Source organism: Devosia sp. (assembly GCF_035944845.1).
In the GTDB taxonomy this organism is placed as follows: Bacteria; Pseudomonadota; Alphaproteobacteria; order Rhizobiales; family Devosiaceae; genus Devosia_A.
Genome location: NZ_DASZAW010000063.1, coordinates 1 through 13929 on the forward strand (window position 1 = coordinate 1; position 13929 = coordinate 13929).

21 protein-coding genes and 1 other RNA gene are annotated in these 13929 nt (G+C 64.3%); 5 read left to right on the top strand and 17 right to left on the bottom strand.

Annotated features, from left to right (window positions below):
- Positions 1-350 precede the first annotated feature (350 nt).
- Positions 351-791, top strand: a complete 441-nt coding sequence (locus tag VGV07_RS10980; RefSeq protein ID WP_326868731.1) for a CHRD domain-containing protein — start codon at positions 351-353, stop codon at positions 789-791.
- 53 nt (positions 792-844) lie between these two features.
- On the opposite strand, the gene VGV07_RS10985 is transcribed toward VGV07_RS10980, so the two are convergent.
- From VGV07_RS10985 to ruvC, 9 genes are read right to left on the bottom strand one after another with little or no spacing between them, the layout of a single operon-like run.
- Positions 845-1237: a YbgC/FadM family acyl-CoA thioesterase gene (locus VGV07_RS10985; RefSeq protein WP_326868732.1), complete on the bottom strand. Its 393-nt coding sequence runs from the start codon at positions 1235-1237 to the stop codon at positions 845-847.
- Positions 1234-1731 carry an NUDIX hydrolase gene (locus tag VGV07_RS10990; protein WP_326868733.1) on the bottom strand — a complete coding sequence of 166 codons (498 nt, stop codon included), beginning with the start codon at positions 1729-1731 and terminating at the stop codon, positions 1234-1236. The genes VGV07_RS10985 and VGV07_RS10990 overlap by 4 nt, the downstream gene beginning before the upstream one ends.
- A complete protein-coding gene (locus tag VGV07_RS10995; RefSeq protein WP_326868734.1) occupies positions 1728-1922 on the bottom strand; it encodes a helix-hairpin-helix domain-containing protein in 195 nt (64 codons plus the stop codon). The genes VGV07_RS10990 and VGV07_RS10995 overlap by 4 nt, the downstream gene beginning before the upstream one ends.
- 15 nt (positions 1923-1937) lie before the next feature.
- Entirely contained in the window at positions 1938-2372 is a 435-nt protein-coding gene (locus tag VGV07_RS11000) for a VOC family protein (RefSeq protein ID WP_326868735.1), read from the bottom strand.
- Positions 2369-3409, bottom strand: a complete 1041-nt coding sequence (gene ruvB / locus VGV07_RS11005; RefSeq protein ID WP_326868736.1) for a Holliday junction branch migration DNA helicase RuvB — start codon at positions 3407-3409, stop codon at positions 2369-2371. Before ruvB ends, VGV07_RS11000 begins: the two co-directional genes overlap by 4 nt.
- Complete coding sequence (locus VGV07_RS11010) at positions 3406-3801, bottom strand: type II toxin-antitoxin system VapC family toxin (RefSeq protein WP_326868737.1); 396 nt, start codon at positions 3799-3801, stop codon at positions 3406-3408. The genes ruvB and VGV07_RS11010 overlap by 4 nt, the downstream gene beginning before the upstream one ends.
- Complete coding sequence (locus VGV07_RS11015; protein ID WP_326868738.1) at positions 3798-4094, bottom strand: AbrB/MazE/SpoVT family DNA-binding domain-containing protein; 297 nt, start codon at positions 4092-4094, stop codon at positions 3798-3800. Before VGV07_RS11015 ends, VGV07_RS11010 begins: the two co-directional genes overlap by 4 nt.
- 53 nt (positions 4095-4147) lie before the next feature.
- A complete protein-coding gene (gene ruvA, locus VGV07_RS11020; RefSeq protein ID WP_326868739.1) occupies positions 4148-4762 on the bottom strand; it encodes a Holliday junction branch migration protein RuvA in 615 nt (204 codons plus the stop codon).
- Positions 4759-5262, bottom strand: a complete 504-nt coding sequence (ruvC, locus tag VGV07_RS11025) for a crossover junction endodeoxyribonuclease RuvC (RefSeq protein WP_326868740.1) — start codon at positions 5260-5262, stop codon at positions 4759-4761. The genes ruvA and ruvC overlap by 4 nt, the downstream gene beginning before the upstream one ends.
- Before the next feature lie 155 nt (positions 5263-5417).
- Between ruvC and VGV07_RS11030 the strand changes: the two genes are divergently transcribed.
- Positions 5418-6194 carry a GGDEF domain-containing protein gene (locus tag VGV07_RS11030; protein WP_326868741.1) on the top strand — a complete coding sequence of 259 codons (777 nt, stop codon included), beginning with the start codon at positions 5418-5420 and terminating at the stop codon, positions 6192-6194.
- 112 nt (positions 6195-6306) lie between these two features.
- Positions 6307-7080 (top strand): GGDEF domain-containing protein, encoded by a 774-nt coding sequence (locus VGV07_RS11035; protein WP_326868742.1) that lies wholly within the window; start codon positions 6307-6309, stop codon positions 7078-7080.
- Positions 7081-7120: 40 nt separating this feature from the next.
- Here VGV07_RS11035 and VGV07_RS11040 read toward each other — a convergent pair whose 3' ends face one another.
- From VGV07_RS11040 to ssrS, 4 genes are all read right to left on the bottom strand, one after another.
- The gene (locus tag VGV07_RS11040) at positions 7121-7870 is read right to left on the bottom strand and encodes a YebC/PmpR family DNA-binding transcriptional regulator (protein WP_326868743.1); all 750 of its coding nucleotides are present in this window, start codon (positions 7868-7870) and stop codon (positions 7121-7123) included.
- Positions 7871-7946: 76 nt separating this feature from the next.
- Positions 7947-8762, bottom strand: coding sequence for a TIGR00282 family metallophosphoesterase (locus tag VGV07_RS11045; protein ID WP_326868744.1), 816 nt, complete (start codon positions 8760-8762; stop codon positions 7947-7949).
- A complete protein-coding gene (locus VGV07_RS11050) occupies positions 8759-9355 on the bottom strand; it encodes a 5-formyltetrahydrofolate cyclo-ligase (protein ID WP_326868745.1) in 597 nt (198 codons plus the stop codon). The genes VGV07_RS11045 and VGV07_RS11050 overlap by 4 nt, the downstream gene beginning before the upstream one ends.
- A 65-nt stretch (positions 9356-9420) precedes the next feature.
- Positions 9421-9577, bottom strand: a non-coding RNA gene (gene ssrS, locus VGV07_RS11055) — 6S RNA.
- A 95-nt stretch (positions 9578-9672) separates the two neighbouring features.
- Between ssrS and VGV07_RS11060 the strand changes: the two genes are divergently transcribed.
- Positions 9673-11370 (top strand): cation:proton antiporter, encoded by a 1698-nt coding sequence (locus VGV07_RS11060; protein ID WP_326868746.1) that lies wholly within the window; start codon positions 9673-9675, stop codon positions 11368-11370.
- A 94-nt stretch (positions 11371-11464) separates the two neighbouring features.
- Here the strand turns inward: VGV07_RS11060 and VGV07_RS27400 are convergent, their stop codons facing one another.
- Together VGV07_RS27400 and VGV07_RS11065 are read right to left on the bottom strand one after the other, a co-directional pair.
- Positions 11465-11755: a type II toxin-antitoxin system RelE/ParE family toxin gene (locus VGV07_RS27400; protein ID WP_414649937.1), complete on the bottom strand. Its 291-nt coding sequence runs from the start codon at positions 11753-11755 to the stop codon at positions 11465-11467.
- Entirely contained in the window at positions 11745-12005 is a 261-nt protein-coding gene (locus tag VGV07_RS11065; RefSeq protein WP_326868747.1) for a type II toxin-antitoxin system ParD family antitoxin, read from the bottom strand. Before VGV07_RS11065 ends, VGV07_RS27400 begins: the two co-directional genes overlap by 11 nt.
- A 95-nt stretch (positions 12006-12100) precedes the next feature.
- Here VGV07_RS11065 and VGV07_RS11070 point away from each other — a divergent pair, with 95 nt between their 5' ends.
- A complete protein-coding gene (locus VGV07_RS11070; protein WP_326868748.1) occupies positions 12101-13033 on the top strand; it encodes a lytic transglycosylase domain-containing protein in 933 nt (310 codons plus the stop codon).
- Here VGV07_RS11070 and VGV07_RS11075 read toward each other — a convergent pair whose 3' ends face one another.
- A complete protein-coding gene (locus tag VGV07_RS11075; protein WP_326868749.1) occupies positions 13034-13411 on the bottom strand; it encodes a cell division protein ZapA in 378 nt (125 codons plus the stop codon). It lies immediately after the preceding gene.
- Positions 13412-13416: 5 nt separating this feature from the next.
- Positions 13417-13716 carry a DUF4164 family protein gene (locus tag VGV07_RS11080; protein WP_326868750.1) on the bottom strand — a complete coding sequence of 100 codons (300 nt, stop codon included), beginning with the start codon at positions 13714-13716 and terminating at the stop codon, positions 13417-13419.
- Between the last annotated feature and the right edge of the window lie 213 nt (positions 13717-13929).

The following is a 13929-nucleotide window of genomic DNA, read 5'->3' on the forward strand; positions in this document are numbered from 1 at the left end:
CGACCGTGCCGACTGCATCCATGGCTTCCATGTAAGGGTCCTTCTCAGTCCGGCCCCGACGACCGAAACCTGATCGTCGGGTCGATGCGGTTCAAATTTGTCAAATTTAAGAGAAAAGCCCGGTTTTCCGGACCTTTGGCAACGCTGCTGGTGCACTGCCTTACTTATGGTCAAGCAAATGTTAACAAAGCGATTCCTCGCGCTTGTGTGATCGCGCGGCAGATCGGCGCAGCGGGCAACGTCACAGGCGTGCCGTGCAACCCTGTGGTCGATGATGCGTTCATCTCAAGACCGCCCGTTCTGGGGGTTCGCGGTTGTCCCATAACAAGCAACAACGAAAGGGAGATACCATGCATCTCAACCTGAAAAGCGCGCTGCTCGCCTCTGCTGCCATCCTGGCATTTTCGGCAATGCCGGCCTTCGCCGAGCAGTTGAAGTTAACCGCCGCGCTCACGGGCGCCGCGGAAGTCCCGCCCACGGATTCGTCTGCCACCGGCACGGTGGAAGCGACGTTTGACACGGACTCCAAGGTGTTCACCTGGACCATCACCTATGATGGCCTGACCGGCGACGCGGTTGCGGCGCATTTCCACGGCCCCGCCGCCGAGGACGCCAATGCCGCCCCAGTCGTTCCGATTGCCGATCCGCTGACGAGCCCGATCAACGGAAATGCCACGCTGACCGACGAACAGGCCACCCAGTTGCAGGGCGGGTCCTGGTACTTCAATCTGCACACGGCGAAGTTCCCGGATGGCGAGATCCGCGGACAGGTAAAGCCCGCTGCGATGTAGGACGCCAGTCCTATGCAAATCCCTTGGGTCGCCGGTTCGCCGGCGACCCTTTTCTATGCCTCGAGCAGGTCCAGAAGTTCACGCGGCATCCGCGCCACCCCGCCGCTGGTCTTGATCGCCACCACCTGGACCTCGGCCCGGGTGATCTCGACGCGATCGCGGCTGATCGACTGCACCAGGTTGAGCCGCGCCGCGGTGAGCGAAGCGACCTCGGTGGTGACCTCGAGCAGATCGTCGATATGGGCCGCCGCCTTGAAGTCGATGCTCATCGTCCGCACCGCAAAGGCGATGCCATCCTTCACCAGCTCCGAGTGATGCACGCCCCGTTCCCTCAGGAACTCGGTCCGCGCCCGCTCGAAGAAATGCAGGTACGCCGCATGGTAGACATTGCCGGAAAAGTCGGTGTCTTCGTAGTAGACGCGGGCGGTGAAATGGCTGCTGGTCACGTCTGTCGCTCGATGATGTGCCGGAAGCCCGGCGTTGGATCGAGAAGCTGCGCTGGCAGCATGGGCGGCAGCAGCGGATAGTCGAGATAGGCACTGGCGTCGTTGCGCACCCAGCGAAACTCCAGCTCATTCGAGCCATCTACCGCACGGTGACAGACGTCATCGGTGGCGAACGGGAAATCATCAACGAGCTCGACCTCGAAATACCAGCCCACTTCGTGGACCGCTGTTCCCTGATAGACGAACAGGTTCTCGACCAGGAACCGCAGCGGGCCCAGCCGCACGGCGCAGCCCAGCTCTTCCAGCATTTCGCGCACCAGCGTTTCGGACGCCGTTTCACCGAGTTCGACCCGGCCTCCTGGCAAAGACCAGAACTGCTCGTGCGAGGCGCGATGCAACAGGACGTGGCCGTTGTGACGGATGATCGCCACCGCCCGCATCTGGAACAGCGCCCCGGGCAGGTGGAAGCTCAGCATCTGGCGCGCATCAGTCACTTGCTCGCTCCGACAAACTGCATGCCGCGGGCCTCGAGCTCCAGCCTGAGGATGAGGATCGCCTTGGGACCGACGCCGTGCAGCGCCAGCAGGTCCTTCTCGCTATGCGCGGCAACTTGCTCGAGCGTCGTGATGCCGATCAGCTCCAGCGCCTGCGCTGCGGGCCGACCAATGCCGGGAAGTGCACTCATCGGCCGCTCCTCAACTCACACCACAAGACGATGCTCCCCATCGAACACCCAGCCATCCTCGTGATCGATCTCGAACAGGTGGCCGTCGGGATCGCGGAAATAGCCCGCAGTCCCCCACTGCGTCCGCGTCGCCGGCTTGACGATGGTGCCGCCCGCGCGCTCGGCTTGCGCCAGCAGCCGGGCCACATCATCGGGCTGGTCGGCGCAGTAGATCAGCGCGAGGCTCGACGAGGCGCCCGGATCGCCCGGCCGGGCGAGCGCATCAGCGGCAAGATCAACCTTGGAGATCAACGCCAGCGCCATGCCGCCCAGGTCGAACTTGACGAAGCCAGCATGGCTGGTCGGCGCCCGCTGCCACCCCAGCGCCTCGTAGAACGCGGCCGAGCGTGCGACATCGGCGACGCCAAGCGCGATGAGATGGACACGGGACCGGAATACCGGTTCGCTCATTCCTCGCCCGGCTCTTCGAACAGGCTGCCCTGCATGCCGACAAAGCCCTGAGGCGTCGCGATCCCCAGATGCTGGAAAGCCAGAGCGGTGAGCATCCGACCACGCGGCGTGCGCTGGATGAAGCCCTGCTGGATCAGGTAGGGCTCGACGATCTCCTCGAGCGCGTCGCGCGGTTCCGACAGCGCTGCGGCAATGGTTTCGATGCCCACCGGGCCGCCGCCGTAGAAATCGGCAATCACCCTGAGGTAGCGCCGATCGAGCTGGTCGAGCCCGCGCGCATCGACATCGAGCCGCAGCAACGCCTTGTCGGCGATAGCGCGGGTAATCTCCCTGGCGCCGTCGACCAGCGCAAAATCGGTGACCCGGCGCAGCAGTCGGCCGGCAATACGCGGCGTACCGCGCGACCGGCGCGCCACTTCCATCGCCCCGTCCGGCGCCATGCCAATACCGAGCAGCCGCGCGCCGCGCTCGACGATCTTCACCAGCTCCTCTGGGGTGTAGAAATTGAGCCGGATCGGAATACCGAAGCGGTCGCGCAACGGCGTGGTCAGCAGCCCGGCGCGGGTCGTGGCGCCGACCAGGGTGAACTTCGCCAGATCGATACGCACCGAACGCGCCGCCGGACCTTCGCCGATGATCAGGTCGAGCTGATAGTCCTCCATCGCCGGATAGAGCACTTCCTCGATCGCCGGGTTGAGCCGGTGGATTTCATCGATGAACAGCACGTCGCGTTCTTCGAGATTGGTCAGGAGCGCCGCGAGGTCTCCGGCCTTGGCGATCACCGGGCCGGAGGTGGCCCGGAACCCGACGCCGAGTTCACGCGCCACGATCTGCGCCAGCGTGGTCTTGCCGAGCCCCGGCGGGCCGACGAACAGCACGTGATCGAGCGCCGCACCACGGTGCTTGGCCGCCTTGATGAACACCTCGAGATTGGCCCGCGCCTCGGCCTGCCCGATGAACTCCGAAAAGCCGGATGGGCGGAGCGAAACATCGAGCGGGTCGTCGCGACCGGCTTGGGCGGAAGTCAAATCGGTCACTTGAGAAGTTCCATGCCGGGGACGAGTTTGGCAGCGTCACGGTCGAACGTCGCGACGTGTGGCGCGCCGGCTAGTTCGCTGGCTCGAGCCACCAGCAAGTCGGAGAAGTCGATACGCGAACGCGTGTAGTTGGCGAGCGCCCACTCCATGAGATCACGATCTTCGATCACGAAGTCGTCGGAATCCAGCATCCAGCGTATGGCCTGACCAACCTGCTCATGCCCGTATTTGTAGCGGCGGCGCAAGACCCAGGCGAACTCGGTGATGACCACGGTGGAAACGAAGGCCGGATCGGAGATTGACCGCTGACCGAAGAACGCAACCGCAAGCTCTCTCTGAGGTTCAACCGGCACGAACAGGCGGACCAGGACCTTGGTATCAACGCCGATCATCCCCGCGTCGAACGCTCGAACCGTTCCACGATCGCGTCGCCAATGGCCTCGTTCATCTCTTCGACGGTCACATGCGTATCGCCACTGGGCGGTGGGCCGAGGATGCCGGCCAGATCGACGGCTCGCAGTTTCCGCGGCTTCACCGTGACTTTGCCATCGTCCAGTATCCACTCCATCTGAGTTCCCTCTTCCAAGCCCAGAAAGTCCCGCACTTCCTTTGGGACCGTGGTTTGGCCCTTGCTGGTCACCTTGCCGGTATAGCTTGTCCTTGCAGGCAGAGATTTCCCAGACATCTTGCATGCTCCTTACTTTTTCAATCTAGTAAGGAACGTGGCCTCTTGCAAGGCTAGTTGCTCAATTCCCTGAGCCCCAGCCGGATCAGCTTGTCGGTCGGCACCTTGTCACCCTCCCGGCCAACCACCCGGGCGACGGCGGCGGAGGCCTGGGCGCTCGAATAGCCAAGATTGGTGAGCGCCGAGACCGCATCAGCGACATTGCCCGCCGCGACGCCCTCGCCCAGCGCCGCCTGCAGGCCCAGCACGCCCGCGTCGATCGCCCCGGCCGGCGCCTTGCCCTTGAGTTCGGTGACGATACGAACCGCCAGCTTGGGGCCGACGCCGTTGGCGCGGCCGACCATCGCCTTGTCCTGCAGCGCGATGGCGCTGGCCAGTTCGGACGGGGTGAGGACGGAGAGGATGGCCAGCGCCACCCGGCTGCCCACGCCCTGAACGGTCATCAGCGTGGTGAACCAGGCTTTCTCCGCCTCGGTGAAAAAGCCATAGAGCCGGATCATGTCCTCGCGCACGATCATTTCGGTATGGATCACTGCGGCATGGCCGACCTGCGGCAACGCCGCCAAAGTCTTGGCCGAGCAGAACACCTCGTAGATCACGCCATTGACGTCGAGATGCGCGTAGTCGTCGCCGAAGCCGTCGACCATGCCCTTGAGCTTGCCGATCATGCGGGAACGCTCAGCTTGCGGATCGCCCGGTGATGGGCATGGCAGACCGCGATCGCCAGCGCATCGGCGGCGTCGGCGCCTTTGAAGTTCGCCGTGGGTAAGAGGATCTTGATCATCATCTGGATCTGGGCCTTTTCGGCGTGGCCGGTGCCGACCACGGATTTCTTGACCAGGTTGGCCGCGTACTCGCCGACCGGCAGGCCGCGCAGGGCCGGCGTCATCAACACCACGCCGCGCGCCTGGCCCAGTTGCAGCGCCGAGCGCGCGCCGGCCGAAACGAACGTCTCTTCTACGGCTGCTTCCTCGGGCGCATACTCGTCCAGCACCGCCGTGATGCCGTGGTGCAGCGCCACCAGCCGATCGGCCAGCAACCCCTCTACCGGCGGTGTGATGGTGCCGCAGGCAACGAAGCCCAGCCGGTTGCCGTTGCTCTCGATGATGCCCCAGCCGCAGCGCCGCAGCCCCGGATCGATCCCGATGATTCGCACTGTCTCAGCCATTTCGAAGCTTTAGGTCAGGAGCCCAAACCTACCAAGCGCTTTGTGAACGAAACAGAAACACTGCACCGAATTAGCGGCGATCCGCCGCCGCGAATTAATCAGCATTCAAGCATTGCCCGCGTATGCCGGATACATTCACTCCGAGGGACGCGGAAATGAACAAGCTTCGATTGCCACCTGCCGAATGGCGCCTCGTCTGGCAGCGCACGCTTGTGATCCTCGCAGCTTCGACGGTTGGCTCCTGGGTGATGTCCAATCTGGTGATGATGTCGCTCAACGAGGGGATGAATGCCGTAGGCACGGTACTGGCCCTCGGCATGCCCACCGCGCTCGGTGGCCCGATCCTGCTGTTCCTGCAGGTGCGTTCGGCACAGTTGCGCGAGGCCAACCGCAAACTCGAGATGCTTGCCTCCACCGATTGGCTGACCAACTGCCTCAACCGCCGCGCCTTCACCTCACGCGTCAGCTCGAGCCTCGGCCAGGTCGACGGCTCTGGCACGCTGCTGGTCATCGATGCCGATCACTTCAAGACCGTCAACGACCGCTTTGGGCACGAACGTGGCGACGAGGTGTTGCAACTGATCGCCGGCGCCATCCGCGACAGTGTGCGGGATGGCGACTTCGTTGGCCGCATCGGCGGGGAGGAGTTCGGCGTGTTCCTGCGGGGCGCCGGGCATGATGTCGCCTCTGGCGCCGCCGAGCGGATCCGGGCGGCGGTGAACGCGCTGTTCGTCACCTCTGAAGGCATGGCGCAGCGCCTTTCGGTCAGCATCGGCGGCGCCGTGTGTGCTGACGATGCCGGTTTTTCGGAGCTGTTCCGGATCGCCGACCGGCGCCTCTACGAAGCCAAGCACGCCGGACGCAACCGGGTAGAGCTGGGTCGCGACGCCGGGAATGGAGATCTCGTCGCGCTGACCGCGGCGATCGGCTGATCGGCTACGAGATCCGATAGATAAAATCCAATCCGGTGACTTGAGGCGATTTCAACACGCCTTGCCTACCGTTCCGGCCCTCTGCGCAGAAAGTGCTGAAGGGACGCGAGCATTGGATTTTTCACCCAGCGGATGGGGGCGCGTTATCCTCTGGACGGCACTCGGTGCGCTCGGCTGCGTTGCCGTCACGTTGTTCGTGGATTCGTTCAACTTCCACAACCTTGGTCCCGATGATCTGCGCTGGTCGATCACGCTCGATGTGCTGGTGCCGATCGGCCTCGCCGGGCCGATCCTGTTCTTCCTGCTCAGCAAGCTGCGCGAACTGGCAATCGCCCATGAGTTGCTGCGCCGGCACGCCGCGACCGACGCGCTGACCGACCTGTTGAACCGCGGGGCCTTCACCCGCGAGGTGGAGGAAGCGCTCGCCGACGCACGGTTTGCCGAAGATGGCATGCGCGGCACCCTGCTGGTGGTCGACGCCGACAACTTCAAGGCGATCAACGATACCTATGGCCACGAGCAAGGCGACGCCGCGCTGCGGCTGATCGCCAGCTCGATCCGTGGCGTCCTGCGCTCCGCCGATCTGATCGGACGCATCGGCGGCGAGGAGTTTGCTGTCTACCTGCCCGGCACCACCCTGCTGATCGCCGAGGCAGTGGCCGAACGCCTGCGTCAGGCGGTCTACGGGGCCGAGTTCGCACCCGAGGGCAAACCGCACCAGCTGACCGTGAGCGTCGGCGGCGCCGTGTACGACCGCCACCTGCCCTTCGCCGAACTGTTCCGGCTCGCCGACCAGCAGCTCTACGCGGCCAAGCAAAAAGGGCGCAACTGCATCGCAGTCACGTCCATCGCGCATTACGAAACCCTGCCGGCCGCTGCCGCTTGAAGCCGACTTTATGCGGCTTCGATCTCCAAGTCGAAGCCGCTTAGGCGGCTTCGATCTTGCTCATGTCTTCATCGGAAATGTCGAAGTTGGCGTAGACGTTCTGCACGTCGTCGTCCTCTTCGAGGATGCCGATCAGCTTGAGCAGCGTCGCCCCCTTTTCGGCATCGACCGGCACTTCGTTCTGCGGCTTGAAGATGAACTTGGTCGATTCCGCCTCGCCCAGCACCTTCTCGAGCGCCGCGGCCACTTCGTTCAGAGACTCGAACGAGGTGTAGATCCAGTGGCCGTCTTCGTCGCTCTCGACGTCGTCGGCGCCGGCCTCGATCGCCGCTTCCATCACCTTGTCTTCGGATCCGGCAGTCGCCGGATAGAAAATCTCGCCGACCCGATCGAACATGAAACCGACCGAGTTGGTTTCGCCCAGCGCGCCGCCATTCTTGGAGAAGGTCGAACGAACGTTCGAAGCGGTGCGGTTGCGGTTGTCGGTCAGCGCCTCGACGATGACGGCGACGCCACCGGGACCATAGCCCTCATAGCGGATTTCTTCGTAGTTCTCGCCGTCATTGCCCGCAGCCTTCTTGATGGCGCGATCGATGTTGTCCTTCGGCATCGACTGCGCCCTGGCATTCTGCACCGCAAGGCGCAGGCGCGAATTGAACGCCGGATCCGGCATGCCGAGCTTGGCTGCGACGGTGATTTCACGGGCGAGTTTCGAAAACACCTTCGAGCGAGCCGCGTCCGACTTGCCTTTGCGGTGCATGATGTTCTTGGCGTGCGAATGGCCGGCCATGCGGTCACCCCTCGTGTCTGAGGCTGAATTGAATGGGCCGGCTTATAGTCAAATCATCAGGGCCTGTGAAGCGTGCTCAGAACGCCGGCTCCACTTGAGCCAGCGACCCGCCAACCCTGAGCGGCGAGAGCTTTGCAACGAGACCGGTCCTTGGATCGGTCTCGATGGCAATGCCGCTCAGCGTCGCCTCACCCTCAGCGGGGGTGAAGCGTCCGGTCGCGATGCCGGTGAGGAAGCGGTTGAGCGGCTCATCGACTTCCACGCCGATCACCGAGTCATAGTCCCCGCACATGCCGGCGTCGGCCATCAGCGCCGTGCCGCCCTTGAGGATGCGGTGGTCCGAGGTAGGAATGTGGGTGTGCGTGCCGACAACCAGGCTGACCTTGCCGTCGAGAAAGTGCCCCATTGCCTGGATTTCGGACGTCGCCTCGGTATGAAAATCGAGGATGATCGCATCGGCCTGCTCGCCCAGTGGGCACGCCGCCACCGCCGCTTCCACTGCCCGGAACGGATCGTCCACCGGGTCCATGAACACCCGACCCTGCGCATTGATCACCAGCACGCGGTGCCCCGCGCGGCTCTCATAGAGATTGGCGCCGCGCCCGGGCGTGCCGGGCGCCAGGTTGATCGGCCTCAGCAGCGTCGGTTCGCGGGCAATGTAGGTGAGGGTATCGCGCTGGTCGAAGGCGTGATCGCCCAGGGTGACCACATCGGCGCCGGCCGCCTTGATCTCGGCAAAATGGCCCTCGGTGAGGCCGCGGCCATGGCTGGCATTTTCGCCGTTGATCACCACGAAATCGAATTTGTGCTTGTCGACCAATCCGGCGAGGCGGTCGGAGACGGCGTCGCGGCCGGCCTTGCCGACCACATCGCCCAGAAACAGAACTCTCACGTAACCGGCGCCTTTTTCTCGAAGTTGCGCACGCCATGCTCGGTGACGATGGCGTCGAGGGGCACATCGTGCGCCTCGCGCGGGATCAGGTCCACCTCCTGCAGCGCGAAGGCGAAGCCGATCAGGCGAGGACGCTTGCTGAGCGTGGCCAGCGTGCGGTCGTAATAACCGCCGCCATAGCCGAGCCGGGTGCCGTGCTTGTCGAAGCCGAGCAGCGGCATGATGATGACATCGGGCTCGGCGCGCGGCGCTTCCTCAGGCGGGGCGAGCGTGCCGAAACCGGCTTCGTAGAGCGGCGCGCCAACTTCCCAAATGCGCAGCTCCAATGGCTGCTCGTCGCCCAGCACCACCGGCAGGCACACCGGCTGGCCGGCATCCATCAGCCGCGCCACCACCGATTTCACGTCCATCTCGTCGCGGATCGGCCAGTAGCCGGCAACCACTTCGCCGGTCTCCAGCGACACGCCCTCGAAGAAATGCGCTGCAGCCGCCCTGGCGGCGTCGTTGCGCAACGACGGATGAAACGCCGCCCGCTTCTTGTGCGCTGCAGCGCGGAGCGCCGCTTTCGCCTCTTCGATCTTTGCGTCGCTCATCGGGCTTTCTGGAGCGGGATCAGGAAAGTTGGCTCGAACCCGATGGTTCGGACATGCCGAGTAATTCAGGTGCCGCCCTGGCCGTGGGATACAGATCCTGGGAACCTACTTTCGTAGGTGGGCGCCGTATGTCCGAACCCACGGGTCCGGTCAGGTACAGCTCCCTTAAGGATCAGTACGGCCCCAGGGAAAAATGATCCAGCACGCACCGGGCAGCACCGACAATATAGGATCGCTCCACCGCCTACGCCAAGCGCTTCTTTCCTTTTCCACGTCCCCGCCTATATCAGTGCGCACGACAGGGCATGGGGCGGCGCATGGTTTCTCAGATCCTCCTGGTGATGATCGCGGCCATCGCGGTCACCATCTTCGCCGAACGCCGCAACATCCAGGCGCCGCTGCTGCTGGCGCTGGTCGGCCTCGCCGCCTCGTTCATTCCCGGCCTGCCGCGGCTGGAGCTCGAGCCCGAGATCATCCTCACCGTGGTGCTGCCGCCATTGCTCTTTTCGGCTGCCAGCGAGTTCTCGTTCATCAGCTTCATCCGGCGGCTGCCCTCGATCATCAACCTCGGCGTCATCCTCGTACTGGTGACCACCTTCGTCGTGGGCGCGGTTTCCGCTTCGATCATTCCCGGTATGACGCTGGCCGTGGCGACGGTGCTGGCGGCGGTCGTCTCGCCGCCCGACGCAGTGACCGCTGTCGCAATCGGCCGCAAGCTCGGGCTCCCCAGCCGGATGATGACCGTGCTGAAGGGCGAGAGCCTGATCAACGACGCCGCCGCGCTGACGCTTTTCGCTTTTGCCACGGCGACGGTAACCGGCCGCCACCTCTTCATCGACAACGGCTTTCTCTACTTCGTCTATGCCGTGGTCGTCGGCATCGTCATCGGCATGGTGATCGGCGCCATTGTCCACCGCACCCGGCTGCGCATGACCAACGCCTCCCTTGTCACCGTGCTCTCCGTGCTGGTGCCGTTCGCGGCCTACCTGGTGGCCGAAGAAGTGGGCGCCTCGGGCGTCCTCGCCGTGGTCGCGGCTGGCTTTTCGCTCGGGCACAATTCCACAGAAACCGGCTACGCCGCGCGTATCCAGGAGCGGCAGTTCTGGCGCACTGCCGATGCACTGCTCGAGGCTTTCGTCTTCGCCTATATCGGCCTGCAGATGAAGTTCGTCATCGAGGAAGCGACGGCTACCGGCTTCAGCCTGATCGAGCTGCTCGGGCTGTCGCTGGTCGTTCTCGTGGCGGTGATCCTCGTCCGCATCGCCTGGGTGTTCGGCACCGGCTTCGTCTCGCGCTGGCAGACCCGCCGGGTGCGCGCCGCGATTGCTCGGATGAAAGCCGGCGAGGAACCGCCCCGGCGCTTCGGCCGGCGCGACGCTCGCTTCGAGCGCCGCCGGGAAGTGCTGCGGCAGGGCGGCTACGATGTCCCCGAACCGTTCACCTGGCAGGAAAACCTGGTGATCTCGTGGACCGGCATGCGCGGCGTGGTCACCCTCGCCGCCGCCGCCGGTATCCCGCTGGTGACGATGACCGGCGACGCTTTCCCAGGCCGCGACCTCATCCAGTTCGTCGCCTTCGCGGTGACGATCGGGACGCTCCTGGTGCAGGGCCTGACCCTGCCCTGGCTGATCAGGACCCTCGGCATCTCCGATCCGGCCGAAGACAAGTATCGCGCCAATCAGCACGCCATCGCCCGAGATATCGCCGACGCTGCCGGTCGCGCTGCCATTACCAGCTTCCGCGATGGCCAGACCGACCCCAAGGCCCGCGCCGCCGCCGAACAGATGCTGAAACGCGCCAGCGTCGAAGACGCCGCCGAGCGCCAGTCGCATTCCGAGCACGACAACATGGTGCTGGAACTGGGACGCGCAGTTCTGGAGGCCCGCCGCTCTGCACTGGTCGCCGCCCGCGATGACCGCAAGCTCGACGACGAGGTGCTGCGCGAGATCATGGAAGAGATCGACCTGCAGCAGGCCGTGCTGGCCAACTGGGAGCCGGGGCGGTTTAGCGGTTAGCGCGCAAGCAGGAAGAGCCTGTCCGCAAAGGCGAGGATTGCGGACTTTGCCACCTCGAAGGCGCATCCAGATCGAGGATTTCGAGCGGAATGCTCTACGGTTTGAGGTGGCGTTCGACGTCCTGGCGACTATAGAGGACGCGCAGAATTACCACCTCGCCTGCCTTCACACGATAGAGGCTGTGGTGCGCCTGAAATGGCTTGATCCTCGCGCCACGCAGTTCCGCCCGTTCGGGTGAAGCTTCTGGAAATTGTCCGATGGTCCGGAACACGTCCTGAAGTCGCCGAAAGTAGAGATCAGCGTGTGCCTCTCCGAAATGCAGCAGGCTCTCCCGATAGAGGCGCGCAAGGTCGCGATCTGCATGGGAAGAGAGCCTATGCCGCATCGGCGTCGTCACTAAGGCCGAGTTCTCGCCTCACATCGCGCCGGATGTCCTCGACAGTGCGATCGCTGATGCCGCTGGCATCTGCCTCGTCGATCATGGCCTGCAACTCGGAAATGACCATTGCTCGATCCTGATCCTCACGAATGAGGTCCCGTATCAGGTCACTGGCATTGGCGTACCGCCCGGTCGCGACCTGCTCCTCCACCCATTGCTTCATCTTGTCGGGAAGCGAGATGTTCATCATGGCCATGTCAGAGCTCCTTTGACGACATTCTTCCAAAGATTGGCAAACTTTGCCAATTGCCCGCGCTTGCAGTGCATGCTTCCTCACCCTAGCCTTCCTCTATGCGTGGCAGACAGCTGATCAGCCTCGGTTTGGCAATCGCCGTGGCGGCGATGACCTTTCATGCCGTCGCCGTCGAAAGCGATCGCGACGCCGAACCGAAACCCCGCTCCTGCTACGCCGCAGATCCCGCGGCACCAGCCTGGACCGCAGTCTGCATCCGCCAGGAACAGTTCTTTCGCGATACCTGCAGTGCGATCCAGTTCTATGCCTGGCGCACCCAACTGCCGGTGGGCTATTTCGCGCGCCTGATCTGGCAGGAGAGCCGCTTCGATCCGTTCGCCCTGAGCACCGCCGGAGCGCAGGGCATCGCGCAGTTCATCCCGTCGACCGCCCGTATCCGCGGGCTGCGCAATGCGTTCGACCCGAGCGAGGCGCTGGCGAAATCGGCGGAGTACCTGCGCTTTCTCACCGACAAGTTCGGCAATCTCGGGCTGGCGGCTGTTGCCTACAATGGCGGCGAGGGGCGGACCAGCCGCTACGTCAAAGGCGCCACCTACCTGCCGGCCGAGACCCGTTTTTATGTCGAGATCGTCACCGGCCGCGATCCCGATGCCTGGCTCGCAGATTCGCCGCCCGATGTGGACTACGCCATCGGCAAGGACGAGCCGTTCATCGATGCCTGTGTGAAGATGGCCGAGGCCGAACAGGTGCCGAGCCTCGATCGGGTCCCGAGCGAATGGAAGCCCTGGGGCGTGCTCGTCGCGCAGAACTTCTCGCAAGGCGTGGTCATCCGCCGCTTCGAGCGGGTGCAGGCAAGCTATCCCAAGGTGCTGGGGAGCGAGAAGCTGATGCTGTTGATGGCCCGCAACCCGAACTTCGGCCCGCGGCTGAGGCACTACGCCATGATCGGTCGCGACAGTCGGGCCGATGCCGATGCGCTCTGCGCCAAGCTGCAGGCCGCCGGCGGCGCCTGCATCGTCAGGAAGAACTAGCTAAGCGCCCGCCGCTGCGCCCGTCTCGTCGATGGCGCTCGAAATCGCTTCGATCTTGCGCGCCGCTTCGTTGAGCCGCTTGGCGAACTTGCGCTCGAGGTCCTCGGCTTCATGCGTCAGCGCCTCGCCGACCTGGGTCAGGTTGGCGACGTCCTGCTTCAACTCGGCGATGCGGCGTTCGGCCTCGGCCAGCTCGTCGAGCACCGCGATGCCGGCCATCACCGTCAGCCGGTTGTCGCCGATTTCGCCGAACGTCCCCTTGAACTGGTCGATATGCTGGTTGAAGCGATCCGCGAGCCCGAGCAGGTGCTGCTCCTGGCCCTCTTCGCAGGCCATGCGGTACTTGCGGCCGTTGATGTCGACATTGACCTCGGGCATCTCAGCTATCCCTTCGCCGATCCATCCTGGGCCAGCACCTCGCGCACCGACTCCATGGCGACGACCAGCCGCCGCGCCACCTCGGCCGAGCTGTCGTCAAGGCGCTTGGCCTTGGCGCTGACCTTGTCGAGTTCCTGCGCCAGGCGCTGCCGCTCGCTGACCAGCTTCTGGGTGTCGGATTCGATCCGGCTATGCGCCCGCACCCGGCCATTGAGGCTGCGTACGCTCGCCTCGAGCCGCGCAAATGCCTTGTCGAGCCGGCTGGCTGCGGCTTCGTATCCATCCTCGGCGTTCTCAATGGCCATCCCGACCCCCGTCGCGGAAAAAGGGCGATTCCACTTGGCACTATAGCGCAAAGCTGGCGCAGCATGGCAACGCCCCCTCCGGGAGGCGACATTGACAGGTCAAAGGAACCTGCTAAGCGTCAACCCGCCTCGGCAGGAGGGTTCGAGGCGCCCGGATTTCCGGGCTTCTGTCCCTTAGCCGAGAGCACCCTGATGACCAACTCCGCCCAAGCC

Excerpts from the sequence above, each read along its gene's own strand:
- VGV07_RS10980 (WP_326868731.1), top strand. The coding sequence starts at position 351 with ATGCATCTCAACCTGAAAAGCGCGCTGCTCGCCTCTGCTGCCATCCTG.
- VGV07_RS10995 (WP_326868734.1), bottom strand. The coding sequence starts at position 1,922 with ATGAGTGCACTTCCCGGCATTGGTCGGCCCGCAGCGCAGGCGCTGGAG.
- VGV07_RS11000 (WP_326868735.1), bottom strand. The coding sequence starts at position 2,372 with ATGAGCGAACCGGTATTCCGGTCCCGTGTCCATCTCATCGCGCTTGGC.
- VGV07_RS11010 (WP_326868737.1), bottom strand. The coding sequence starts at position 3,801 with ATGATCGGCGTTGATACCAAGGTCCTGGTCCGCCTGTTCGTGCCGGTT.
- VGV07_RS11015 (WP_326868738.1), bottom strand. The coding sequence starts at position 4,094 with ATGTCTGGGAAATCTCTGCCTGCAAGGACAAGCTATACCGGCAAGGTG.
- ruvA (WP_326868739.1), bottom strand. The coding sequence starts at position 4,762 with ATGATCGGCAAGCTCAAGGGCATGGTCGACGGCTTCGGCGACGACTAC.
- ruvC (WP_326868740.1), bottom strand. The coding sequence starts at position 5,262 with ATGGCTGAGACAGTGCGAATCATCGGGATCGATCCGGGGCTGCGGCGC.
- VGV07_RS11030 (WP_326868741.1), top strand. The coding sequence starts at position 5,418 with ATGAACAAGCTTCGATTGCCACCTGCCGAATGGCGCCTCGTCTGGCAG.
- VGV07_RS11040 (WP_326868743.1), bottom strand. The coding sequence starts at position 7,870 with ATGGCCGGCCATTCGCACGCCAAGAACATCATGCACCGCAAAGGCAAG.
- VGV07_RS11050 (WP_326868745.1), bottom strand. The coding sequence starts at position 9,355 with ATGAGCGACGCAAAGATCGAAGAGGCGAAAGCGGCGCTCCGCGCTGCA.
- VGV07_RS11060 (WP_326868746.1), top strand. The coding sequence starts at position 9,673 with ATGGTTTCTCAGATCCTCCTGGTGATGATCGCGGCCATCGCGGTCACC.
- VGV07_RS27400 (WP_414649937.1), bottom strand. The coding sequence starts at position 11,755 with ATGCGGCATAGGCTCTCTTCCCATGCAGATCGCGACCTTGCGCGCCTC.
- VGV07_RS11065 (WP_326868747.1), bottom strand. The coding sequence starts at position 12,005 with ATGGCCATGATGAACATCTCGCTTCCCGACAAGATGAAGCAATGGGTG.
- VGV07_RS11070 (WP_326868748.1), top strand. The coding sequence starts at position 12,101 with ATGCGTGGCAGACAGCTGATCAGCCTCGGTTTGGCAATCGCCGTGGCG.
- VGV07_RS11075 (WP_326868749.1), bottom strand. The coding sequence starts at position 13,411 with ATGCCCGAGGTCAATGTCGACATCAACGGCCGCAAGTACCGCATGGCC.
- VGV07_RS11080 (WP_326868750.1), bottom strand. The coding sequence starts at position 13,716 with ATGGCCATTGAGAACGCCGAGGATGGATACGAAGCCGCAGCCAGCCGG.